The sequence below is a fragment of the Thermovenabulum gondwanense genome (assembly GCF_001601575.1).
Lineage (GTDB): Bacteria > Bacillota > Thermosediminibacteria > Thermosediminibacterales > Thermosediminibacteraceae > Thermovenabulum > Thermovenabulum gondwanense.
Window position 1 is genome coordinate 1 of sequence record NZ_LOHZ01000030.1, and the last position, 23,377, is coordinate 23,377.

Consider the following 23,377-nt stretch of genomic DNA (forward strand, 5'->3'; position numbering starts at 1 on the left):
ATTCTACGTGCGCCGTGGCTATGGTTATCCCTCTTTCCCTCTCTTCCGGCGCTTTGTCAATCTGATCGTAAGCTACAAACTGGGATAATCCCGCATTTGACAATACCTTCGTTATCGCCGCCGTCAGCGTCGTCTTGCCGTGGTCTACGTGCCCTATGGTGCCTACGTTTACGTGCGGCTTCTTCCTCTCAAATTTCTGTTTTGCCATTTCTTTGCCCTCCTCAAATTTTAATTTTTATTTTTTATTGATTATCGCATCCGCGATATTTTTTGGAACTTCTGCATAATGGGAGAACTGCATGGTGTAAGTGCCGCGGCCCTGGGTCTTGGAACGTAAATCTGTTGCGTAACCGAACATCTCTGCTAAAGGAACATAACCTCTTATAACCTGAGCCCCACCTCTGGGTTCCATTCCCTCCAAATGTCCGCGACGGGAATTGATGTCTCCAATTACGTCTCCCATGAACTCTTCCGGAACCACCACTTCTACCTTCATAATGGGCTCTAAGAGCACCGGATCCGCCTTCCTCATGGCCTCTTTGAAGGCTAAGGATGCGGCTATCTTGAAGGCCATTTCCGAAGAGTCCACTTCATGGTAAGAACCATCAAAAAGGGTTACCCTTACATCCACTACCGGGTATCCGGCCAGCACGCCGTTTTCGAGGGCTTCCCGAACTCCCGCATCCACAGCAGGAATGTATTCCTTCGGTATAACGCCGCCCACGATCTTGTTTACGAATTCATAGCCCTTACCCGGTTCAAGGGGTTCAATTTCCAGCCATACGTGGCCGTACTGACCGCGACCACCGGTCTGCCTGATGTATTTACCTTCAGCTTTAACGGATTTCTTGATGGTTTCTTTATAGGCTACCTGCGGTTTTCCTACATTGGCTTCAACCTTGAATTCCCTGAACATCCTGTCAACGATGATTTCTAAGTGCAGCTCGCCCATTCCCGCAATGATGGTCTGTCCGGTCTCAGCATCGGTATAAGTCCGGAAGGTTGGATCTTCCTCCGCAAGCCTCTGCAATGCGATTCCCATTTTTTCCTGATCCGCTTTTGTCTTTGGCTCAATCGCCACATGGATTACAGGTTCGGGGAACTGCATGGATTCCAGTATAATAGGCTTGTCTTCGGAGCAGAGGGTATCACCGGTTGTCGTGTCTTTTAATCCCACCGCCGCTACGATTTCTCCCGTCATGGCCTCTTCCATTTCCTGGCGGTGATTTGCATGCATCCTCAAAATCCTGCCTATTCTTTCCTTTTTATTCTTGGTGGAGTTATATACATAGGATCCAGCTTTCAAAACACCCGAGTAAATCCTGAAATAAGTTAATTTGCCTACATAGGGATCGCTCATTATCTTAAACGCCAGAGCAGAAAAAGATTCATCATCGCTTGCAAGTCTTTCTATTTCCTCTCCCGTTTCGGGATCTATTCCCTTTACTGCCGGAATGTCAAGGGGTGATGGCAGGTAATCCACTATGGCATCCAGTAGAAGCTGCACTCCCTTGTTCTTATACGATGAACCGCAGATTACAGGAACGGCCTTAACCGCGATGCAGGCCCTTCTTAGAGCTCCTTTAATTTCTTCCGGCGTTAGCTCTTCCCCTTCCAGGTATTTTGTCATTATTTCTTCATCCACATCCGCCAGTGCTTCTATCATCTTTTCCCTGTATTCTTCTGCCTTATCCCTTATTTCATCGGGGATAGCGGTTTCCTGTATCTCGGTGCCCAGGTCGTTGGTGTAAATGTAAGCTTTCATCATCACCAGGTCCACTATGCCGTGGAAGGTATCCTCCGCTCCGATGGGGATTTGAATGGGTACCGGATTGGCGCCGAGCCTCTCTCTTATCTGTTTAACCACATTGTAAAAATCTGCCCCAACTATATCCATTTTATTCACATACGCTATTCTGGGGACGCCGTATTTATCCGCCTGGCGCCACACCGTTTCCGACTGAGGCTCTACACCGCCTTTTGCACAAAAGACCGCTACCGCTCCGTCAAGGACGCGAAGTGAACGCTCTACCTCCACGGTGAAATCAACGTGCCCGGGCGTATCTATGATATTAATTTGATGATCCTTCCAGTAGCAAGTGGTGGAAGCAGCGGTAATGGTAATGCCCCTCTCCTGCTCCTGCTCCATCCAGTCCATTACAGCAGTCCCTTCATGAACCTCTCCCAACTTGTGTACCTTACCGGTATAGAAAAGTATTCTTTCCGTTGTAGTGGTTTTACCGGCATCTATATGTGCCATTATACCTATGTTTCTTAATCTATTAAGTGGTACCTGTCTAGGCATCCTTTCCACCCCTTTCTCCTGCAAAATAGCCTGGGTACCAAAAAATTACCACCGGTAATGTGCAAACGCCCTGTTGGCTTCTGCCATTCTGTGGGTTTCTTCCTTCTTCTTAACGGCTCCACCCGCACCATTGGCCGCATCCATTATTTCAGCTGCGAGCTTTTCCCTGATGGTCTTTTTATCGGTCCTCTGGCGGGCGTAATCTACCAGCCAGCGAATCCCGAGGGATAACCTGCGGTTTTCCGGAACTTCCATTGGAACCTGGTAGGTAGCACCTCCTACCCTGCGCGGCCTAACCTCAAGCACGGGCATGACATTCTTCAAAGCTTCCTGAAAAACTTCCATGGGGTCCTTACCCGTCTTTTGCCTTATAATTTCGAAGGCCTCATAGCAAGCCCTCTGCGCGATGCTCTTTTTGCCATCGTACATCAGTTTGTTAATGAGCTTCGTAACCAGTTTGCTTTTATAAATGGGATCTTCAGCAACTTCGCGCCTTCTAACGTGGCCTTTCCTTGGCATCCTCTTCCCTCCTTATTATGACTTTGGTCTTTTCGCACCGTATAGAGATCTACCCTGTCTCCTGTTGGCTACTCCAGCAGCATCGAGAGCCCCGCGGATAATGTGGTATCTTACACCCGGCAAGTCTTTAACCCTGCCGCCTCTTACTAAAACTACCGAGTGCTCCTGAAGGTTATGACCAATGCCCGGGATATATGCGGTAACTTCAATACCGTTTGTCAGCCTCACCCTGGCAATCTTTCTCAAAGCAGAGTTTGGCTTCTTTGGAGTAGTTGTCTTTACAACGGTGCAAACACCGCGTTTCTGCGGGTTCCCTTTGAGTGCAGGTGACTTGGATTTTTTGGTAACCTTCTCCCTGCCCTTTCTCACCAGCTGATTCATTGTCGGCATACCTTAACACCTCCTTCCAAAGAATTAAAAAAAGGAATGCCCCGAGAGGGGCATTCGCACCATCTATCGGATTAGCTCAAAATTGCAGCTGATGCTGCCCCTACATCAATACCGCAAGCCTGGCCCAGTTCCTTCATAGTAGGGACAAAGACCATCTCTATTCCCTTCGTGCGACACAGTTCCTTCAGGCCTGAAACCACGTGCTCCTCAGCATCCTCTGCAATAAACACTACTGAAGCTTGATTCTTTTCCACCGCTTTAAGGGTTTGCTTGGTACCTACGGTTTTTCTGGGGGCATTTTTTAATCTGTTTAACATGCTCATGCCCTCCTTATCCATTGCTTTTCAAAGCCTGAACACGCACTAATATATTTTAGCATCCGACTTTTTCTATGTCAATACAATTAAGGCGTGTCTGCTTTAATTTTCCGATGTGGTAGCGGTTTCCTCCTGCCCTTCGCATATAATTTTTATATTCCTGTACCTCTTCATGCCGGTTCCTGCAGGTATCAACTTTCCTATTATAACATTTTCTTTTAGACCAATGAGCGGGTCCACCTTTCCTTTTATGGATGCTTCGGTAAGCACTCTGGTGGTTTCCTGGAAGGATGCGGCGGACAGGAAAGAATCCGTCGCAAGGGACGCTTTCGTGATTCCCAGGAGCACCCGTCTTGCCTCCGCGGGTTTTTTACCTTCCAGCTTCGCCTTTTCGTTTATTTCTTCCAGCTCAAAAATGTCGATGAGCTCGCCGGGCAGTAAATCCGTATCTCCGGGATCTTCTATCTTAACCTTTCTAAGCATTTGTCTTATTATTATCTCAATGTGCTTATCGTTTATATCCACGCCCTGCATCCTGTAAACCTTCAACACTTCCTGCAGCAGGTAGGCCTGGACTCCCCGTACACCCTTTATTCTTAGTATATCGTGGGGATTGATAGGTCCTTCGCAGAGCTCGTCGCCCGGCTCCACCCTTGCGCCGTTTTCCACCGTCAACCTTGCACCGTAAGGTATTTGATAAACCTTTACTTCGCCGGTATCAGCGGTAATTTCCACTTCTCTTTTCTTCTTATTTTCAATAATCCTGACTGTACCGCCGATTTCAGTGATAACCGCCTGGCCTTTGGGTCTTCTCGCTTCGAACAATTCCTCCACCCTGGGTAAACCCTGTGTAATATCGTGCCCGGCAATACCACCGGTGTGGAAGGTTCTCATCGTCAGCTGGGTACCCGGTTCACCTATGGACTGGGCAGCGATGATGCCCACCGCTTCCCCCACCTCCACCGGTTTTCCCGTCGCCAGGTTTTTGCCGTAACACTTGGCACATACGCCATGCCTGGTCCTGCAGGTGAGTACCGACCTTATCTTAACCTCATGTATCCCCGCTTTTATTATCCTGTCAGCTATTTCATCGGTAATTATCTCATTTTCCCTTACAATCACTTCGCCCGTAACCGGATTTACTATGTCCTCCCGGGCGTATCTGCCGTCTATTCTCTCCTTCAAAGACTCTATAACATCCTTGCCATCCATTATTGCCCTGACGGTAATTCCTTCGGTAGTGCCGCAATCCAATTCTCTGACAATCACGTCCTGGCTTACATCCACAAGCCTTCTTGTCAGGTATCCCGAGTCCGCCGTCCTGAGAGCAGTATCCGCAAGTCCTTTACGGGCACCATGGGTGGATATGAAGTATTCCAGCACCGTCAGACCTTCCCGGAAGTTGGCCTTTATGGGTAAGTCAATGATTCGGCCTGCCGTATCGGCCATAAGACCTCTCATACCCGCTAACTGCCTTATCTGCTGTTTGTTGCCTCGAGCACCGGAGTTTGCCATCATGTATACGGGATTTAATCTGTCAAGGCTGTCCATTAAACTTTCCGTTACTTTATTGGTGGCATTTTCCCATATCTCTATTACCTTTTCATACCTTTCGTCCTCGGATATCAAACCTCTTCTGTACATTAATTCGACCTGGTCTACCTTTTCATCGGCTTCCGATAGGATCTTCCACTTGTCCTTTGGCACCTCAATATCCGTTATACCAATTGTAATACCTGCCTTTGTGGCGTAGTGAAAGCTAACAGACTTTATCCTATCCAGCATTTCCGCCGTCAGGGTAGTGCCGTGCTTTTTGTAGCAGCGGTCTACTATTTCCCCCAGCTTGCTTTTATCCACCAATGTGTTAAGCTCTAACTCGAAAAAATTTTCCTCCTTCGAGCGATCCACAAAGCCCAGATCCTGTGGGACGCACTGGTTGAAGATTATCCTGCCGACGGTTGTGGTGATAATTCCCGAACGCTTTTTACCGTTTATCTCCTTTGTAATCCTCACCTTAATCGGAGCATGGAGTCCTACTTCACCGCTGTCGTAAGCTAAAAGCGCCTCGTTTTCCGATGAGAATACCTTCCCCTCACCCTTTTCCCCTTTTACTTCGATGGTGAGGTAGTACGAACCCAGAACCATATCCTGTGTAGGAGTAACTACCGGTTTCCCATCCGCGGGCTTCAGTATGTTGTTGGTAGAAAGCATCAAGAGCCTGGCTTCCGCTTGAGCCTCTGCCGACAGCGGAACATGTACCGCCATCTGGTCACCGTCAAAGTCAGCATTGTAGGCGGTACAAACCAAAGGATGTATTTGAATCGCCCTGCCTTCCACGAGAACGGGTTCGAAAGCCTGAATTCCAAGCCTGTGCAGCGTTGGAGCCCTGTTTAACAGCACGGGATGCTCTTTAATTACCTCTTCCAGCACATCCCATACCTCGGGTTTTACCCTTTCTACCATGCGCTTGGCGCTTTTTATGTTGTGAGCGTAGTTTTTCTCTACCAGTTTTTTCATGACAAAGGGTTTGAAAAGTTCAAGCGCCATTTCTTTGGGAAGACCGCACTGATATAACTTCAGCTCCGGACCGACAACTATAACGGAACGACCGGAATAATCCACACGTTTACCCAGGAGGTTTTGCCTGAATCTTCCCTGCTTACCCTTGAGCATATCGCTCAGGGATTTTAACGGCCTGTTGCCCGGCCCGGTTACCGGCTTTCCCCTTCTTCCGTTATCGATCAGGGCATCCACCGCTTCCTGGAGCATCCTCTTTTCGTTCCTTACTATGATGTCCGGTGCCCCGAGGTCCAGGAGTCTCTTTAATCTGTTGTTCCTGTTTATTACCCTCCTGTAAAGGTCGTTTAGGTCCGATGTGGCAAAGCGCCCACCATCCAGCTGCACCATTGGCCTCAGGTCCGGAGGAATCACCGGGATTACCTCAAGGATCATCCATTCGGGCCTGTTGCCCGACTTTCTGAAGGCTTCTACCACCTCGAGCCTTCTTAAAATCCTTATTTTTTTCTGCCCGTTGGCTTCTTTCAATTCCGCCCTTAACTCTTTAGATAATTTTTCTAAATCTATTTCCTTTAAAAGCTCCTTTATGGCTTCGGCTCCCATGCCCGCTTTAAAGGCATTCCCGTATTTTTCCCTGTATTCTCTGTATTCCTTTTCCGTCAAAAGCTGCTTTTTGGTGAGAGGAGTATTGCCCGGTTCGATTACAATATATGAAGCAAAATATATCACTTTTTCCAAAGCACGCGGGGACATATCGAGCATCAGACCGATTCTGCTCGGAATCCCCTTTAAAAACCAGATATGGGAAACGGGGGCTGCCAGCTCAATATGCCCCATTCTTTCCCTTCGTACCTTGGATTTGGTAACCTCTACGCCGCATCTGTCGCAAATAATTCCCTTGTACCTAACCCTTTTATATTTTCCGCAGTGGCATTCCCAGTCCTTTACGGGTCCAAAAATCCTCTCGCAGAAAAGCCCTCCCTTTTCGGGTTTCAGCGTCCTGTAGTTTATGGTTTCGGGTTTTTTAACCTCGCCTTTGGACCATTCCCTTATTTTTTCCGGTGAAGCAAGGCCTATCTCTATCTTGTCAAAAAAGTTTAGCTCCAGCAAAGGGTTTCTCTCCCTTCTTAATATTTAAATTGAGGGAAGAGGGTTAGAAATTCTCTTCCCCATCATCGAAGAAATCCTCGTTAAAGGCGTCATCGTCGGGGAAACTTATATCCTGGTCTTCTATAAAGGATTCGTCAAAGAGTTCTTCCTCGTCGGGTTCTTCCTCTTCCACTTCTTCATAGCCGTTCTCCACCAGTTCTTCCTGAGGAACAATGTTACCCTGGTCCTCCATCCCTTCCATATTTATATCCAGGGTTTCTTCCACTTCTTCATCTTCCTCATCTATATCTTTAAGTATGATTTCCTTTTCGTCTTCGGAAAGGATCTTTACATCAAGGCAAAGAGACTGCAATTCCTTTATCAATACCTTGAAAGATTCCGGTATTCCGGGTTCCGGTACATTTTCCCCTTTTACAATGGCTTCGTAAGTCTTCACGCGGCCCATAACATCGTCGGACTTAACAGTAAGAAGCTCCTGCAGGGTATAACTTGCTCCGTAGGCTTCGAGAGCCCATACTTCCATTTCTCCGAACCTCTGCCCGCCGAACTGGGCCTTTCCACCGAGGGGCTGCTGGGTAACAAGGGAGTAAGGCCCTGTAGACCTTGCGTGAATTTTGTCATCGACCAAGTGAGCGAGTTTCAGCATGTACATGTAGCCCACGGTTACCTTTCTGTCAAAAAACTCACCCGTTCTTCCGTCCCTGAGCTGGATCTTCCCATCTTCAGGAAGACCCGCCTGTCTTAACAGCTGAAAAATCTCTTCTTCGCTGGCACCGTCGAATACGGGAGTAGCCACATGCCATCCCAGCGCCTTTGCAGCCCATCCTAAGTGCGTCTCCAGTACCTGACCGATGTTCATTCTGGAAGGTACGCCGAGGGGGTTTAACACGATATCTATGGGAGTGCCATCGGGCAGGTAGGGCATATCCTCCACCGGCATTATTCTTGAAATAACACCCTTGTTCCCGTGTCTGCCGGCCATTTTGTCTCCCTCGGATATCTTTCTTTTCTGGGCAATATATACCCTGACGAGCTGATTTACTCCCGGCGGCAGCTCATCGCCGTTTTCCCTGCTGAAGACCTTGACATCCACCACAATGCCGTATTCTCCGTGCGGCACGCGAAGGGATGTATCCCGCACTTCCCTTGCTTTTTCACCGAAAATAGCTCTTAAAAGCCTTTCTTCAGCGGTGAGCTCCGTTTCTCCTTTGGGGGTTACCTTTCCAACAAGGATATCTCCCGCCCTGACCTCCGCACCAATCCTTATTATTCCTCTCTCGTCTAAATCCTTCAGAGCTTCTTCCCCTACATTGGGAATATCCCTGGTAATTTCCTCGGGTCCGAGCTTTGTATCCCGGGCCTCCGCTTCATACTGTTCTATGTGAACTGATGTAAAAACGTCTTCTTTGACCAGCCTCTCGGAAATCAAAATAGCGTCTTCGTAGTTGTATCCTTCCCAGGGCATAAAGGCTACAAGCACGTTTTTACCCAGCGCCAGTTCGCCCCTGTCCGTAGAAGGCCCGTCGGCAATGGGTTGTCCTGCATTCACCCATTCCCCTTTTTTCACTATCGGTCTCTGGTTAATGCAGGTGCCCTGGTTGGAACGGATAAACTTATGAACCTTGTAAACATCGAGCCCCTTATCGCTATCCCTTCTTATAACTATTTCCCTTGCCGAAACCCTTTCAACCACGCCGGCATTTTTAGCAATAATCATTACTCCTGAATCCACAGCTGCCTTCCACTCTATGCCCGTGCCCACCAGGGGTGCCTCGGTAGTAATAAGGGGAACCGCCTGGCGCTGCATGTTGGAACCCATCAAAGCCCTGTTGGCGTCGTCGTGTTCCAAAAAGGGTATCAATGCGGTGGCGACACTGACCAGCTGTTTCGGCGAAAGGTCCATGTAATCTACTTCCTCCGCCGGTACCACCATAATATCGTCCCTGTACCTGGCGGCTACTCTTTTTTGTTTGAACCGCCCTTCTTCATCCAAGGGCACGTTGGCCTGGGCTATAATGAATTCCTCTTCTTCGTCCGCGGTAAGGTATTCGATCTCGTTTGTTACTACTCCCCTTTCCTTGTCCACCTTTCGGTAGGGAGTTTCAATAAAACCGTACTCGTTCACCCTTGCATAAGTAGAAAGAGAGCTTATAAGACCGATGTTCGGACCTTCGGGAGTCTCTATCGGGCACATGCGCCCGTAATGGGAGTAGTGCACATCGCGCACCTCAAAGCCCGCGCGCTCCCTGCTCAAACCACCCGGACCCAGGGCGCTGAGCCTTCTCTTATGGGTAAGCTCAGCCAGGGGGTTTGTCTGATCCATAAACTGCGAAAGCTGGCTGCTTCCAAAAAATTCCTTTATTGCCGCCACCAGAGGCCTTATGTTAATAAGACCCTGGGGAGTGATGGCATCTACATCCTGGATGGTCATCCTTTCCTTTATGACCCTTTCCATTCTGGCAAGCCCAATGCGGAACTGGTTCTGCAAAAGCTCGCCCACCGAGCGAACCCTTCTGTTTCCGAGATGGTCGATATCATCTATATCGCCTATGCCGTAGGACAAATTCAGAAGGTAATTGACGGAAGATAGGATATCCAAAGGGGTGATATAGCGTTCCTTCCTGAATACGTCTTCATCGTCTTCGGCGTAACCGTTTCCTATTACCTTTACTACCTTCTCTTCCTCTACCAGCAGTTTGACTTCGTTTATCTTCAGCTTTTCTATAAGCTCCGCGGTCTTTCTCGAAATCTTTTCCCCTCTTTTAGCTATGATTTCGCCCGTCCGGGGATTGATAATATCCTCTCCTGCCAGCTTTCCGGTGATTCTTCCCCTTAATCTCAACTTCTTGTTGAACTTATACCTTCCTACGCTGGCCAGGTCGTACCGTTTTGGATCAAAAAACAGGGATTCCAGTAAAACCCTTGCATTTTCTATTGTGGGCGGTTCTCCCGGCCTCAGCCTCTTGTATATCTCCAGCAAAGCCTCATCCTGGTTTTCGGTATTATCCTTTTCCAGGGTCCTCAGTATTTTTTCGTCCTCTCCCAGAAGTTCTAAAATCTGGGCATTTGTTCCATATCCGATAGCTCTCAGAAGAACGGTAACCGGTATTTTCCTTGTCCTGTCTACCCTTACGTAAATTACCTCATTGGAATCGGTCTCCATCTCCAACCAAGCGCCCCTGTTGGGTATTAATGTGGCGGAGTGAAGAGCCTTTCCGTTCTTATCTATTTGTCTGTCAAAATAAACTCCAGGCGAACGGACCAGCTGGCTTACTATTACCCTTTCGGCACCGTTAATTATAAAAGTGCCGTTTTCCGTCATCAAAGGAAAATCTCCCATGAATACGTCCTGCTCTTTAACCTCTCCGGTTTCTTTGTTAACGAGGCGGACCTTTACCTTCATGGGAACCGCATATGTAACGTCCCTTTCTTTACACTCATCGACGGAATATTTAGGATTATTTTCTAAATAGTAATCTACAAATTCCAGTACCAGGTTTCCTGTAAAATCCTCTATAGGCGAAAACTCCAAAAGAACCTCTCTAAGCCCTTCTCTTAAAAACCACTCGTAAGACCTCTTCTGAATTTCTATAAGGTAGGGAAGTTCCTTAACTTCTTCAATCTTTGAAAAGCTCCAACGGGTGCGTCCTCCCACTTTTACCGGACGTACCATTTATATTTTCACCCCTTTATAAAAGTAAAAATAGCCAAAAGCAAGGTTTTGCTTTTTATACCTGCTTTTGGTTTTCCCCGAGCAAAATAAACCCTTTTTTATTTTTCCCTTTCTGCCATCTTTTTATTCTTCGGTTCAAAATGCCTATAATCATGCAGTCTATAATATTATCATAATATTACAAGTTTGTCAATAAAAGGGGCAAGGAATATATATTTTTTTTTGGATAAAAATAAGAATGAATAAAAATATGGAGGTGGATTATGAACAATATGAACAATCTAACGCCTACAATAGGGTGGGGATGGTGGCTTTTGATTCACATAATCGCCATACCTCTTTTAATTTACTGGGGACTTTCGATGAAAAAAGAAAAGACAACGGAATAAAAGGAGGTAATTTATGTATACGCCGAGAATGGGATGGACTTACTGGATAATCCTGCACCTTATCGCAATACCCTTAACGGTCTATATCGGAATGCTTTTAAGTCAAAGAAACAGAATGAAGGTAACTAAGTAATTTTTAACCTTCTACCAGAATTGCATCCATCAGGTCTGCTTCGGATACAATAACTTTATCTATATCGATCATTTCCATAATATTTTTTAGAATTAATATTCCCGCAATTATTATATCCGCTCTCTCGGGCATTAAGCCCGGGATTTTTTGTCTTTCCGCTAACGGAACACTGCAAAGCAATTTGAGGGAGTTTTCCACATCCTCCATTGATAGAATTTGACCGTGCACCTTTTTCCAGTCGTATACTGAAAGACCAAGCTTTATAGCACAGGCAGTGGTAGCGGTGCCCCCTACTGCCACCGCCCGTAAATCCCCTTTTGAAAATGCGTGAATTTTTTGCGCAAACTCCATTAACATCTCTTTTTCTGCTCGGCAAAGCTCCTCCATCTCCGCCTTCAGAGGCGGGTCATTTATTAAAAACCTCTGGGTCCACCTTACCGCACCCATTTGAAAACTTCTGCTCTCTTCAGGAATTTGTTCTCCATAAGTTATCTCCGTACTGCCTCCTCCTATATCTATAACGGCAGTCTTTCCCTTCAAACCCAATCCGTACCTTGCCCCTTTGTAAGAAAGCACAGCCTCTTTTTCACCGGGTATTACCAGAACATCCATTCCAAGAGCTTCCTTTACTCTTTTCAAGAATTCGTCCCGGTTTTTTGCTTCCCTCACCGCACTGGTGGCAAAAGCTATTACCTTTTTTACCCCGTAATTTTTTGCAATACCCATATATTCTTTTACGGCATCGATGGTGGAATTGACCGCTTCCTCCCTCAAAAAGCCGTCCTTTGCCACACCGCTTCCCAATCTTGTAGTGGTAAGCTTCTTAAAAACGGGTATTACCTTTTTTTCGTTAACCTCTGCCACAAGCAGCCTAACCGAATTAGAACCGATGTCAATGCATGCCCTCATAATAAACCCCTCTTTATAGAATTAAAAAACCAGGGTAAAAACCCTGGAATTTATTCTTTTTAAATATGTTAGTATGCCCTTCTTCGCGACCCGCTGCCAGCACCCCTTTTTGCTTCGTATTTTTTTAAGTCCTGCTGACGTTCTTCGCTTTCCTTTAAAAACTTTGCCAATTTTTCTTCAAAACTCTGGGCTGACATTTTCCTGCTGGCATTCCTGTTGTTTTCCTTTAATTTCCTGATTGACAGACTTATCTTCCCATCCTCGGAAATAGCGATGATTTTGACCTTTACCACATCGTTGTAATTCAGATATTCCCTTACATCCTTTACGTAGTTATCTGCCACCTCGGAAATATGCACCAAACCCGTGACCCCTTCGGATAGCTCTACAAAAGCCCCAAATTTAGTAATTCCTGTAACCTTTCCTTCCACAATCTGGCCTACTTCTAAAGCCATTATACTAAAATTCCTCCCTTAAGAATTTCAATTAATGAAGTTATTATATACCAACTTTTACGCAGAGTCAATATCATTGTTTTTTGTCCTCATCGGAGATAATGTAAATATATTCGCCGGGCTTTACCAGCCTTAACTGCTCCCGGGCAATTTTCTCTATGTAGCTCTTATCGTTCAAACGGGAAAGTTCCTTCTCAAGCTGTTCTCTCTCCTGAAGTGCTTCGTTTATACTCTCTTTTAATTTTTGTTCTTCTCTTTTCAGCTCCATAAATTTGAGCTGTTGAAATATCAATGTGGTTACGAAATAAAAAACAAACAGCAAAAGTAAAAAATGCCTTATCCTGAACCTGGGCCTTTTCATAGGCTTCACCTTCTTCATATCTTTTATATTTTCTAAGTATTATTAAGGTATTTTTGCAAAGTGCTCTTGTAAGTACTTTTTCAGGTATTTTTATTTATTCTATAAAAAAAAATAAATTCCTGCATCGCTCTTTTCTTATTTTTTTATTTTTTTTAAAATTCTTCTAATATTTTTTATCCCTTTCAGGGTCAATTTGAACGCTTTGACGCCCCTTATCTTTCTAATTAAACGTTTTGGCAGCCTTGCAATTAAGCCCAGCCCCTTTTCCAGCTTTATTAATAACCTTATAAAGAACCTGCTCAGAGTTTTTAAGTAAATAATAAACCCGGTAAAAAATCCTGCAAAAAAATATCCCCTGACCCATCCCATTAAATACGTATTAATAAGGGCAAAAATCAAAAGGGTGGCAAATATCCAGAAAATTATGTCCCCCAGTGCAGTTTCTATTTTCCCGGGATTTAGTGCCCTCCTGATCCTTCTGTAAATATCAAATATCATCCCCTGAATAAACCCGGAAAAAAAAGAAAAAATTAAAACCATCAAATCCATTTCTTTTTCCAGCACCTTTTACCACCCTTTTACCTTAGGAGCTTTTGAAGGATGCCACGGGCTCTTTCCCTTTCCTTCACATCCTCCGCATAAGTTAATTGTTTTATCATCCCTTCAATTGTTATATTGCCCACTTCTAAGTTCAACTGCTTCATATGCATTTTTTCCCCTTTTATGCTTAACGTCCCCCTTACCGTATCAATAAGGATTTCGCTTTCGGTAAATTTATCTACATTTGTTACACCCGAAATTTCAAGGAGCTCCCTGTCCTGCAGGATTAACCTGTGCTTCCCGGGAACCTTTTCTTCCACAAAAAAGCCCTCCTTTCTTCATTTCCTTTTAGAAAATTTTATGAAGGAGGGCTTAAAAATATGATTTAATTCCAGAGTTTAACTATCTCAACCCCTTTAAAATAGTATTTTATAATTTCCTCCGCCTTTTTGCCCTGTTTTGCCATTTCATTGGCTCCCCACTGGGACATTCCTACTCCATGCCCAAAACCCTTGCCTTCCATCACTATCTTATCTTTCTCAATCTTCAAGCTGGTAATAAGGTTAGACCTCATTTTCATTGGGTCTAAAGCCATCCTGAGGTCCGCACCGTGAACTTTTGCATTCCCAATTTTTATTTTTACCGCCCTTCCCGAAGGCCCTTTCTCCAGCACCGCCACTTCCTTTATATCACCGGTATCCTGGCCCAATTTTTCTTTAATAAGCCTTCTTACCTCTTCCTTACCGAACTCGTACCTCCAGGTTTTTTTCCCCTCAGGACCCACGTTTTCATCGCCGGATTTCACCACCTGTATATAGGGCGGTTCCTCTTCTTTAAAGTTTAAGCCTTCCTTTGCCGTTGCGGTCATACCTCCGCTGTGTGAATGAAACCAGGCTTTTATAAAATCTCCGTTATAGGTAACTACCATTCCTCTTGTCTCTTGAACTGCCTTTTTGATATTGTCGTTTATATTGTCGGGATTCCAGGCCTGGGCTTCTTCAAAATCCGTGGAAATGTCCGCCCCCTGGTACTTTGATCCCCCTTTATCCTTTACAAATTCTAATACGTAAGTTCTTGCGAGAATTGCCTGGGCGGCAAGGGTTTCCAATTCCCAGGTGTTTTCCACTTCGCCTGCCACGACTCCCGTTACGTAATCCTCCAATTTCATCTGTTCTACCTTTTTGTCCTTTACTACATATACTTTAAGCTCCGGCTCCTGGTTTTCTCCTCTGCTTATCTTTTCCGGAATCTTCAGCGACGACGGAGGTGGAGTTGCCTTGGGTTTTTGCCTTGCAGCGCATCCGGTAAAAAATAGAGCGGATACAATCGATAATATCAAAAGCCATATTATTAATCGAAAATACTGACTGTTTTTCTTCATCGTTCTTCCTCCCAAAACTTTTTTTCATTTTTATTATTTGATAAACACACCTGCCTTATTAGAAAAAATTAAACTCCCGGGAAAAGTGTTTTTCCCGGGAGCCCTTATTATCTGGGAGGAAGTTCAGGAGTTTCACCGCACCTTTCAAGAAGGGCAAGCCACCTTCTGTCCACATCTTCCTGGATTGCTTTTATAACGTGCTCATTGCCCGGCTTGAAGAGGTGTTTGAACCTTCCCTGAGGCTTCAGAAATTCCTCAATGGGGACGTATTTCTTGGGTTTATAATTGAGCTTCCATTTTCCGTCCTCAACTTCGTATAAAGGCCAGAAACGGGTTTCTACCGCAAGTTTCGAGATTTCCATAATTTCCGGGGTGTTGTAGCGCCAACCCCTGGGACAGGGAGACAAAATGTTCAAAAATGCCGGACCTTCAACCTCTACAGCCTTTTTTGCTTTTTTGTACAGGTCCTGCCAGTTGCTGAGTGCCGCTTGACCCACATAGGGTATGTTGTGGGCTGCCATAATAGCGGTGAGGTCCTTTCTGGGCTGCTGTTTTCCTGGTATCACTTTGCCGGCAGGGCTCGTAGTGGTATCGGCACCTATGGGAGTAGCTGAAGAGCGCTGAATACCCGTATTCATGTAAGCCTCATTGTCCAAGCATACGTAAACTATGTTGTGCCCTCTTTCCATAGCGCCCGAAAGAGATTGAAGTCCGATATCGTAAGTACCGCCGTCTCCGCCGAAAGCTATGAATTTAAAGTTTTCCGTCAATTTCCCCTTTTTCTTCAAAGCCCTGTATGCAGCTTCAACGCCGCTGATGGTTGCACCGGCGTTTTCAAAAGCGCTGTGGATAAAGGAGCAGTTCCACGCGGTAAAAGGATATATGGTAGTAGCTACTTCAAGGCATCCGGTAGCGCAGCCCACCACCACATGCTCGTTTTCTTCCACCGCGTTTAAAACCATCCTGGTAGCAACTCCGTGTCCGCATCCCGCACAGAGCCTGTGACCTCCCACAAGCCTCTCGGGGACCTTTGAGAGTTCTTTTAACGTTGCCATATATTCACACCTCCTACTCTCTTAGCCCGAGGTAATTTACCGTGTTCAGGGATTTTCCATCCTTTAGGTCGAAAAGGTCGTTATAAACCTTTTCCACATGCTCTACCAGAAGATCCCTTCCGCCAAGACCGTATATGTAGTTTACTACCTTTATATCGCCTTTAAGGTCATAGAGCGTATTTCTTATTTCCTGGAACATGGGACCACCGTTGGTGGAGAAGGTTTCCGCCCTGTCCAGGACCGCTATAACTTTTACGTTTTTAAGCGCTTCTTTTATCTCTTCATGCGGGAAGGGCCTGTACACCCTGGGCTTTAAGACTCCAACCTTCAAACCCTTTTTTCTTAGTTCATCACATGTGCCTTTTGCGGTTCCCGCCGCGGAGTTGAGCACTACCACAGCTACCTGGGCATCGTCCAAATGGTATTTCTCTAAAAGACCGTACTCCCTTCCGGAGATTTTTGCAAATTCCTTTCCTACTTCTTTAATAACATCCTTGGCTGCTTCCATGGACGCCGTTTGCTGGCGCCTGTGTTCAAAGTAAAAATCATAAAGGTCCAAGTTACCCATAGAAATGGGGTTTTTAGCATTCAATAGAAAATCTTCGGGCTTGTACTCTCCTACAAAATTCTTTACCGTTTCATCATCCAGAACTTCCAGAACGTCCATAGCATGGCTGGTGATAAATCCATCCAGGTTTACCATTACTGGAAGCCTTACGTCCGGATGTTCCGCAATCCTAAAGGCCTGTATAATGTTGTCGTAAGCTTCCTGGGCATTTTCGGAAAAAAGCTGAATTACGCCCGAATCCCTGAGGCCCATAGCATCGCTGTGATCGCAGTGGATGTTAATAGGCCCGCTCAATGCCCTGTTTACAACAGGAAATACTATGGGAAGCCTCATGGACGAGGCTATGTAAACCATTTCGAACATGAGTGCAAGGCCCTGGCTGGATGTGGCGGTCATTGCCCTGGCTCCCGCTGCAGCGGCGCCTATCGCTGCGCTCATGGCGCTGTGCTCGCTTTCCACCGCAACAAACTCGGTATCCACCTGCCCGTTGGACACAAAGCTGGAGAATATCTGAACTATTTCCGTCTGAGGCGTGATAGGGTAGGCGGCTACCACATCAGGATTTACCTGCTTCATGGCATGGGCTACCGCTTCATTACCGGTAAGAGCAACCCTAGTTTTCATCAGAGCCGACCTCCTTTACCTTTTCCGTTTCATCTTCCGGTTTCATATCAATGGCATTTACCGGGCAAACCTTGGCGCAAATTCCGCAGCCCTTGCAGTGCATGTAATCGATCTCGCCGAACTTTCCGTTTTCCGCAATTATCGAAGAGTCGGGGCAGTAACGCCAGCATATGAGGCAGTGAATGCATCTTTCCTTATTCCATACAGGGCGTATGGACCTCCAGTCTCCCGTTTCGTATTCCTTGGAGTTTCCGGGAGAGTAAATATTACCCGCCCGGGTAATCTCCCACCATCTCATTCCCGGTTTTACCGAGCCTGTTCTGGTTCCCGAGCCGAAATTTCTATTAAAGGTCATTCGCTCTTCACCTCCATATAGGCCCTCTCTATGGCCTTCAGGTTGCCTTCAATAACTTCTGATTTGGACTTGAATTTTTTCCCCAGCTGTTCCTTCATATGCTCCATAAAGGTCTCGAAGGGAATTATACCCGTTGCCCTTATAAATGCGCCCATCATCGGTGTGTTGGGTATGGGACGTCCAATGGTCTCAATGGAAATCTGGGTGGCATCGATGGTAAAAATTTTGCCGGTGGTTATTCCCAGTATTTTTCTTATCTCTTGCGGAGTTTTGGAAGTGTTGATGATATAAATACCATCCTCCGGTACCCCATCGGTTATCTTGGCTTTTCCGAGAAGCGTAGGGTCAAGAACAATTACTATATTGGGGTTTGTAACATTGGAGTGGACAAAAATAGGTTCATCGCTAATTCTGTTAAAAGCAAGAATGGGAGCACCCATCCTTTCAGGCCCGTATTCGGGGAAGCCCTGTACATACTTTCCCATTTCCGCTACTGATTCGGCAAGCATTAAAGCGGCCGTTTTAGCGCCCTGTCCGCCTCTTGCATGCCAGCGGATTTCCAGCACTTTTGCCATCTTTTTTTCCTCCTTTCAAATTTTAAAATACCCGGGGAATTTAAACTTTATGTAGAGTAATTTAACATAAAAAAATAAAATATCAAAAAATATTTGTATAATTGTTCTGTTATAATACAGCTTTTTTTATTTTATATAACAGCCCGTTTAGTTTCAGCTTAAACTGAGGCTTTATCTATTATAACAGCTTTTTCTATTAAAGTATAACAGACAATTTTTTTTCGGTCAAGCCGAAAAAAATATAAACCCCTGTTTCAGGGGTTTTTGTATTTTTTTCCCTTTGAGTTTTTCGTTAGAAGAAGTATTTTATAAATAAAAGGAGAATAATTCCCGGCACGCCGAGAAAACCCGCAATCAGTGCAGTTAATGGATTTACGGCTATATGAATCCCAAAAAAAGCTCCCAGCATATTTAAAATTACAAGCAATATTCCTCCGATAATTCCGTTGTAAATCAATTTTAATATCAATCTAACGGGAGCAATAAGAATCCTGGCAATAGCGTAAAGCATTAAAAGCCCGAAGGCATAAGCTGCTATTGCCCATATATCCACATGCATGATTTTCACCTCCGGTTTTTTGTACTAAATTTATTTTACATCACCGGAGGTTATTCCTTCTTCCTTGGCTTTTTTTAATAAATAAAAGTATTTTCTTTTTGCCGTCTCGATATTGTACACGGCATATTCCACCAGATCCGGATCGCTCACGCTCTCAAAATAACTTTCCGCTGCCATCCACTCATTTTTGGCCTTCCGCAGTTCTTCTAAAAGATCGCTATTTGGATTATTATCCTGGACTTCTTCAAAAAATAATGCGGAAAGCCAGGATAAAACGTTATTTTTGTTTTCCCCTTTCACAATTCATCCCCTCTGATGAAATTATTTCCATTTTAAAGGGGAAATATTCATATTAATATTTTATGCAGAGGGGATGCATAAAAACACTACTTTGACTGAATTTTTCTTTCAAGGGCAATCGCGCCCGTAGGGCAGTAAGAAACGCATCTCATACATTCTATGCATTTTTCTTTATTAATTTCGGGTGCATTAAATCCTTTTTGAGTAAGCGCTCCCGTGGGACATATTCTCACCGACGGGCACGGATGATTTTGCGGACATCTTTGCTTGTTTATCTTTATCGTCATAATAATCCTCCTTTTGCTTATAATATACCCTACGAGGGTATATTATACACCATATATCGTATTATTGCAATATATAGATATATTTTTAAAAAAATAAGCCGACGTTCCGTCAGCTTTTTATCATAAATCTTTTAAACTTTATTTCATCCTATTTCCCTTCTGCCTTCCAGCGCCTTTGAAAGGGTTACCTCATCGGCGTAGTCCAAATCGCCGCCCATGGGTATTCCGTGAGCAATCCTTGTCACCTTTACCCCCATCGGTTTTAAAAGCTTTGCAATATAAAGTGCAGTGGCTTCCCCTTCTACATCCGAATTAGTAGCAAGGATTACCTCTTTTACTCCCTGCCCTACCCTTCCCAAAAGCTCTTTAATGCGTATATCGTCCGGGCCTATGCCCTCCAAAGGGGAAAGGGCTCCGTGAAGCACGTGGTAAAGTCCCCGGTACTCCCGGGTTTTCTCAATTGCCACCACATCCTTGGGCTCCTCCACCACCATTATTACGCCCTTTTCCCTGTAAGGATTTTCGCAAATATCGCAGGGGTCTTTCTCGGTAAAATTTCCGCAAACCGAACAGTAAATTATTGAATCCTTAACATCCAAAAGGGCTTCGGCAAGTTTTTTAACCCTCTCCCTGGAAAGCTTCAATATGTGATAGGTAAGCCTCTGGGCGGTCTTGGGTCCAATCCCGGGAAGTTTTGAAAGCTCGTCTATGAGTCTTGCAATCGGTTTAGCATAATAAGACATCCTTTACCCTTCCTTTGTCTTTAAAATAGCCCTGGGATGTTTAAACCTCCCGTCAATTTACCCATCTCCGTGGATACCATTTCCTCCGCTTTATTTAAAGCCTCGTTTACCGCGGCAAGGATCAGATCCTGAAGCATTTCCACGTCCTCAGGATCGACCACATCTTTTTCTATCTTAATTTCCACCAGTTCCTTTTTACCGTTGGCAACGGCTTTAACCGCTCCTCCCCCAGCCGTAGCTTCCACCGTTCTTTGTTTCAGCTCTTCCTGAAGTTTGAGCATTTCTTCCTGCATTTTCTGAACCTGTTTCATCAACTTACCCATGTTCCCCATGGGACCAAAATTCTTCAAAACACCCGCCTCCTTTAATCCTCTTTTATTTCCACTATGTCTTTCCCGAACAATTTTATCACATTTTCTACTAAATCGTCATCCATTTCCCTTTCTTTCTTCCCCTCTGTCCCCTTAATTTTTACGTCCTGTACGTTTACTTCCAACCCGGTAATGATTTTTATAGCTTCTTCAATCAATTTTTTCTGACTCTTAATAAAATCCAGCTGTCCCTGGGATGCCTCCTGTGCCGAAAGTGTCAGGTGATTTTTTTGCATCTTTTCCGGTAATACTTTAAAGGATGTTATCATGCTGGTGAGCAGCATTTTACCGTTTTTCGAGAGAAAGTCCACCACATCCTGCCACTTAGCTTTAATCAATTCTAAGGCTTCATCCTCTTTTTTCTTGGTTTTCTCCTCTTCCCCTTCCTTTTCTTCAGTTTTCGACGCACTTCTCCCGGATTTTTTATCCTCTTTTGGGTCCTCCTTTTTCTCCTTTTCCTTTTCGCGTTCCGCTACATCCTGATTTTTTTCATGCTGGGCATCCCTTTCTTTATCACAGCCTGCTTTATTTTCTCCTTCTGACTTAATATATTCCTTTTGCACCGAAACTGGAGGAGAAAGCATGGTAAGCTTTACAAGGGCTGATTCAAGTACTATCCTGGGAACTGCCGTCCATTTAACCTCATTGGCAGCGGCTTTTAATATATCGAGAATCTGCAAAATCTCTTCTTTTTTATATTTTGACGCAATTTCTTTCAGTTTAAGTATTTCCTCCAGCGGCAGGTCTATAAGCTCCGGGGGGCATTTTATCAAAAGTAAAAGAAGGTTCCTGAAAAAGTACATTAGATCTTCCACAAACCTGTTAATATCCTTCCCTTTTTCAAAAACACCTTCAATTACCGTCAAAACTTCCCCGGGGTTCCCTTCCTTTACCGCCAGAGCAATCCTTATAAAAACTTCATCTTCCACCGCTCCTAATATTTCCAGCACATCTTCATAGGTAATCACTTCGCTGCCTGTGCCCGAAGCTTTATCAAGAAGGCTCAGGGAATCCCTTATAGACCCCTGCGAATGCCGCGCAATTAATTTTACTGCCCTGTCGTCCACCCTTAAGCCCTGCTTTTGAGAAATCCTTTTTAAATGCTCCGCGATATCCCCGAGAGATACTCTTTTGAAATCAAATCTCATACATCGGGATAGGATGGTAGCGGGAAGCTTATTCGGCTCTGTGGTGCACAGGATAAAAACCGTATGTTTGGGCGGTTCTTCCAGGGTCTTTAAAAGGGCATTGAAAGCCTCCTGGGTCAGCATATGCACCTCATCGATAATATATACACGGTATCTTCCCTGGGATGGAGGGAAATTTACCTTTTCTCTCAAATCCCTTATGTCATCTATCCCCCGGTGGGAAGCGGCGTCCATTTCCACTATATCCATAAAGGAGCCGTTTTGAAAGGCCAAACAGTTTCTGCAAACTCCGCAGGGGTTGTCGGTAGGCCCCTTTTCGCAGTTCAAAGCCTTAGCAAATACCCTGGCGGTGCTGGTTTTCCCGGTCCCCCTCATACCGCAAAAAAGATAGGCATGTCCTATTTTCCCGGATTTAAGCTGATTTTTTAAAACCCTCACTATGGGCCTTTGCCCCACTATTTCGTCAAAATTTGAAGGTCTGTACTTTCTGTAAAGTGCTAAATAGGTCAAAAGAGCCCCTCCAATCCAAAATGTCTCACCCGATTAAAGGCGAAAGGGTAAGAATTACAGTAAGTAAAATAATAAATCCCACGGTAACCCAGGCAACAGCATTAAAAATTCTCCCGTTTACATATTCTCCCATAACTTCTTTTTTATTTGTAAGTACAATCATATAAATAAGTATAATGGGAGTCAATATACCCGTAACTACCTGGGAAATAATAATCAACTGAATAAACACACTGCTGGGGAGAAAGATAACCAGAGAACCGAGAATTATGAAAAACAAAATAATGCCGTAAAAAACCGGCGCTTCTTTGAAGGTTTTATCAAGCCCGTTTTCAAAGCCGAAGGCTTCGGTTATGGCATACGCGGTGGAGAGGGGAACAATATGGGCTGCAATTAGAGATGCTCCAAAAAGTCCTATTGCAAAAAGGGTAGAAGCGTAATTTCCCGCTAAGGGCCTTAAAGCGGCAGCGGCATCCTCCGCCATATCTATAGTAATGCCCGCTTTATTTAACGTGGCTGCAGTAGTTACTATTATAAAAAACGCCAAAACATTGCTCACAAGCGACCCTATAACCACATCCATCTTTTCGTATTCGTAATGTTTCACATCTATCCCCTTATCCACCACCGAAGCTTGATGGTAAAACTGCATCCAGGGAGTTATGGTAGTCCCCACCATTGCAATAAACATCATGACAAAGTCCCTGTCAAAGCTGAAGGAAGGCACAAAGGTGCTTCTAATGACCTCGCCCCAGTCGGGCTTTACGAGAAAAGCCGTAATTATATAAGAAACCATCACCAGCGATAATATCAAAAAAAATCGTTCGGCTTTTCTGTAAGATCCCCTTAATATTACCATCCACACCAAAAGGGCAATTAACGGCACGGAAATATATTTCGGAACGTTCAATATCTCAAGGCTCGCCGCTGCTCCCGCAAAATCAGCAACGGTTATGGCCAAGTTCGTAATTAAAAGGGTGAGCATGGCAAAAAGGGTCATTTTTACACCAAAGTTTTCCCTAATAAGTGCGGAAAGCCCTTTACCCGTTACCGCTCCCATTCGAGCCGCCATTTCCTGGACTATAATAAGGCTTATAGTAATTAAAAAAAGCCCCCACAGCATCCTGTAACCGTAGGATGCTCCAACGCTGGCATAGGTGGCTATCCCCGTAGCATCGTCATCGGCAATGCCTGTTATAAGTCCGGGACCTATTATGCTGAAAAGCAGTAGCATTCTTTTAAAAAATCCGCCGTTTTTTTGGTTCATATTTGCTTCCTCCTTT

Annotated in this window: 25 protein-coding genes; 1 reads left to right on the forward strand and 24 read right to left on the reverse strand. The window is 45.0% G+C overall.

Annotation, left to right across the window (positions count from 1 at the left end; genetic code table 11):
• The 7 genes from ATZ99_RS06315 to rpoB all read right to left on the reverse strand — a co-directional run.
• Window positions 1-208: GTP-binding protein (locus ATZ99_RS06315; RefSeq protein ID WP_245641296.1), on the reverse strand; the 208-nt coding region annotated here is incomplete at its 3' end.
• 27 nt (window positions 209-235) lie between these two features.
• Window positions 236-2,305 carry an elongation factor G gene (gene fusA, locus ATZ99_RS06320; protein WP_068748488.1) on the reverse strand — a complete coding sequence of 690 codons (2,070 nt, stop codon included), beginning with the start codon at window positions 2,303-2,305 and terminating at the stop codon, window positions 236-238.
• Between the two features lie 45 nt (window positions 2,306-2,350).
• Window positions 2,351-2,824, reverse strand: coding sequence for a 30S ribosomal protein S7 (gene rpsG / locus ATZ99_RS06325; RefSeq protein ID WP_068748403.1), 474 nt, complete (start codon window positions 2,822-2,824; stop codon window positions 2,351-2,353).
• Between the two features lie 15 nt (window positions 2,825-2,839).
• On the reverse strand, window positions 2,840-3,214 hold the full coding sequence (gene rpsL, locus ATZ99_RS06330; RefSeq protein ID WP_068748404.1) for a 30S ribosomal protein S12: 375 nt from the start codon (window positions 3,212-3,214) through the stop codon (window positions 2,840-2,842).
• Window positions 3,215-3,285: 71 nt separating this feature from the next.
• A complete protein-coding gene (locus ATZ99_RS06335; protein WP_068748405.1) occupies window positions 3,286-3,531 on the reverse strand; it encodes a L7Ae/L30e/S12e/Gadd45 family ribosomal protein in 246 nt (81 codons plus the stop codon).
• A 102-nt stretch (window positions 3,532-3,633) separates the two neighbouring features.
• The gene (gene rpoC, locus ATZ99_RS06340; RefSeq protein WP_068748406.1) at window positions 3,634-7,158 is read right to left on the reverse strand and encodes a DNA-directed RNA polymerase subunit beta'; all 3,525 of its coding nucleotides are present in this window, start codon (window positions 7,156-7,158) and stop codon (window positions 3,634-3,636) included.
• A 43-nt stretch (window positions 7,159-7,201) separates the two neighbouring features.
• Entirely contained in the window at window positions 7,202-10,831 is a 3,630-nt protein-coding gene (gene rpoB, locus ATZ99_RS06345) for a DNA-directed RNA polymerase subunit beta (RefSeq protein WP_068748407.1), read from the reverse strand.
• A gap of 263 nt (window positions 10,832-11,094) precedes the next feature.
• Here rpoB and ATZ99_RS12215 point away from each other — a divergent pair, with 263 nt between their 5' ends.
• Window positions 11,095-11,220 (forward strand): hypothetical protein, encoded by a 126-nt coding sequence (locus tag ATZ99_RS12215; protein ID WP_281178168.1) that lies wholly within the window; start codon window positions 11,095-11,097, stop codon window positions 11,218-11,220.
• Between the two features lie 136 nt (window positions 11,221-11,356).
• Here the strand turns inward: ATZ99_RS12215 and ATZ99_RS06350 are convergent, their stop codons facing one another.
• The 17 genes from ATZ99_RS06350 to ATZ99_RS06430 all read right to left on the reverse strand — a co-directional run bounded on the left by ATZ99_RS06350 (window position 11,357) and on the right by ATZ99_RS06430 (window position 23,361).
• Complete coding sequence (locus ATZ99_RS06350; RefSeq protein WP_068748408.1) at window positions 11,357-12,262, reverse strand: Ppx/GppA phosphatase family protein; 906 nt, start codon at window positions 12,260-12,262, stop codon at window positions 11,357-11,359.
• Between the two features lie 68 nt (window positions 12,263-12,330).
• On the reverse strand, window positions 12,331-12,717 hold the full coding sequence (locus ATZ99_RS06355) for a S1 RNA-binding domain-containing protein (RefSeq protein WP_068748409.1): 387 nt from the start codon (window positions 12,715-12,717) through the stop codon (window positions 12,331-12,333).
• 73 nt (window positions 12,718-12,790) lie between these two features.
• Entirely contained in the window at window positions 12,791-13,078 is a 288-nt protein-coding gene (locus ATZ99_RS06360; RefSeq protein WP_068748410.1) for an FtsB family cell division protein, read from the reverse strand.
• Between the two features lie 135 nt (window positions 13,079-13,213).
• Window positions 13,214-13,642: a spore cortex biosynthesis protein YabQ gene (gene yabQ / locus ATZ99_RS06365; protein ID WP_068748411.1), complete on the reverse strand. Its 429-nt coding sequence runs from the start codon at window positions 13,640-13,642 to the stop codon at window positions 13,214-13,216.
• Window positions 13,643-13,656: 14 nt separating this feature from the next.
• On the reverse strand, window positions 13,657-13,938 hold the full coding sequence (gene yabP, locus ATZ99_RS06370; RefSeq protein WP_068748412.1) for a sporulation protein YabP: 282 nt from the start codon (window positions 13,936-13,938) through the stop codon (window positions 13,657-13,659).
• A 65-nt stretch (window positions 13,939-14,003) separates the two neighbouring features.
• Complete coding sequence (locus ATZ99_RS06375) at window positions 14,004-14,999, reverse strand: SpoIID/LytB domain-containing protein (protein ID WP_068748413.1); 996 nt, start codon at window positions 14,997-14,999, stop codon at window positions 14,004-14,006.
• A 107-nt stretch (window positions 15,000-15,106) separates the two neighbouring features.
• Window positions 15,107-16,054 (reverse strand): thiamine pyrophosphate-dependent enzyme, encoded by a 948-nt coding sequence (locus tag ATZ99_RS06380; RefSeq protein WP_068748414.1) that lies wholly within the window; start codon window positions 16,052-16,054, stop codon window positions 15,107-15,109.
• Window positions 16,055-16,067: 13 nt separating this feature from the next.
• Window positions 16,068-17,246, reverse strand: a complete 1,179-nt coding sequence (gene porA / locus ATZ99_RS06385) for a pyruvate ferredoxin oxidoreductase (RefSeq protein WP_068748415.1) — start codon at window positions 17,244-17,246, stop codon at window positions 16,068-16,070.
• Entirely contained in the window at window positions 17,236-17,601 is a 366-nt protein-coding gene (locus ATZ99_RS06390) for a 4Fe-4S binding protein (protein ID WP_068748416.1), read from the reverse strand. The genes porA and ATZ99_RS06390 overlap by 11 nt, the downstream gene beginning before the upstream one ends.
• Complete coding sequence (locus ATZ99_RS06395) at window positions 17,598-18,176, reverse strand: 2-oxoacid:acceptor oxidoreductase subunit gamma family protein (RefSeq protein WP_068748417.1); 579 nt, start codon at window positions 18,174-18,176, stop codon at window positions 17,598-17,600. The genes ATZ99_RS06390 and ATZ99_RS06395 overlap by 4 nt, the downstream gene beginning before the upstream one ends.
• Before the next feature lie 292 nt (window positions 18,177-18,468).
• On the reverse strand, window positions 18,469-18,735 hold the full coding sequence (locus ATZ99_RS06400; protein WP_068748418.1) for a pro-sigmaK processing inhibitor BofA family protein: 267 nt from the start codon (window positions 18,733-18,735) through the stop codon (window positions 18,469-18,471).
• Window positions 18,736-18,765: 30 nt separating this feature from the next.
• Entirely contained in the window at window positions 18,766-19,035 is a 270-nt protein-coding gene (locus tag ATZ99_RS12010) for a YaaL family protein (RefSeq protein WP_222927091.1), read from the reverse strand.
• An 86-nt stretch (window positions 19,036-19,121) separates the two neighbouring features.
• Window positions 19,122-19,322 (reverse strand): ATP-binding protein, encoded by a 201-nt coding sequence (locus tag ATZ99_RS06410; RefSeq protein ID WP_068748419.1) that lies wholly within the window; start codon window positions 19,320-19,322, stop codon window positions 19,122-19,124.
• Between the two features lie 143 nt (window positions 19,323-19,465).
• Window positions 19,466-20,065, reverse strand: coding sequence for a recombination mediator RecR (recR, locus tag ATZ99_RS06415; RefSeq protein ID WP_068748420.1), 600 nt, complete (start codon window positions 20,063-20,065; stop codon window positions 19,466-19,468).
• Between the two features lie 20 nt (window positions 20,066-20,085).
• On the reverse strand, window positions 20,086-20,397 hold the full coding sequence (locus tag ATZ99_RS06420; RefSeq protein WP_068748489.1) for a YbaB/EbfC family nucleoid-associated protein: 312 nt from the start codon (window positions 20,395-20,397) through the stop codon (window positions 20,086-20,088).
• Between the two features lie 32 nt (window positions 20,398-20,429).
• Window positions 20,430-22,094 (reverse strand): DNA polymerase III subunit gamma/tau, encoded by a 1,665-nt coding sequence (gene dnaX, locus ATZ99_RS06425; protein ID WP_068748421.1) that lies wholly within the window; start codon window positions 22,092-22,094, stop codon window positions 20,430-20,432.
• A 25-nt stretch (window positions 22,095-22,119) separates the two neighbouring features.
• Window positions 22,120-23,361, reverse strand: a complete 1,242-nt coding sequence (locus ATZ99_RS06430) for an Nramp family divalent metal transporter (RefSeq protein ID WP_068748422.1) — start codon at window positions 23,359-23,361, stop codon at window positions 22,120-22,122.
• Window positions 23,362-23,377: the final 16 nt, after the last annotated feature.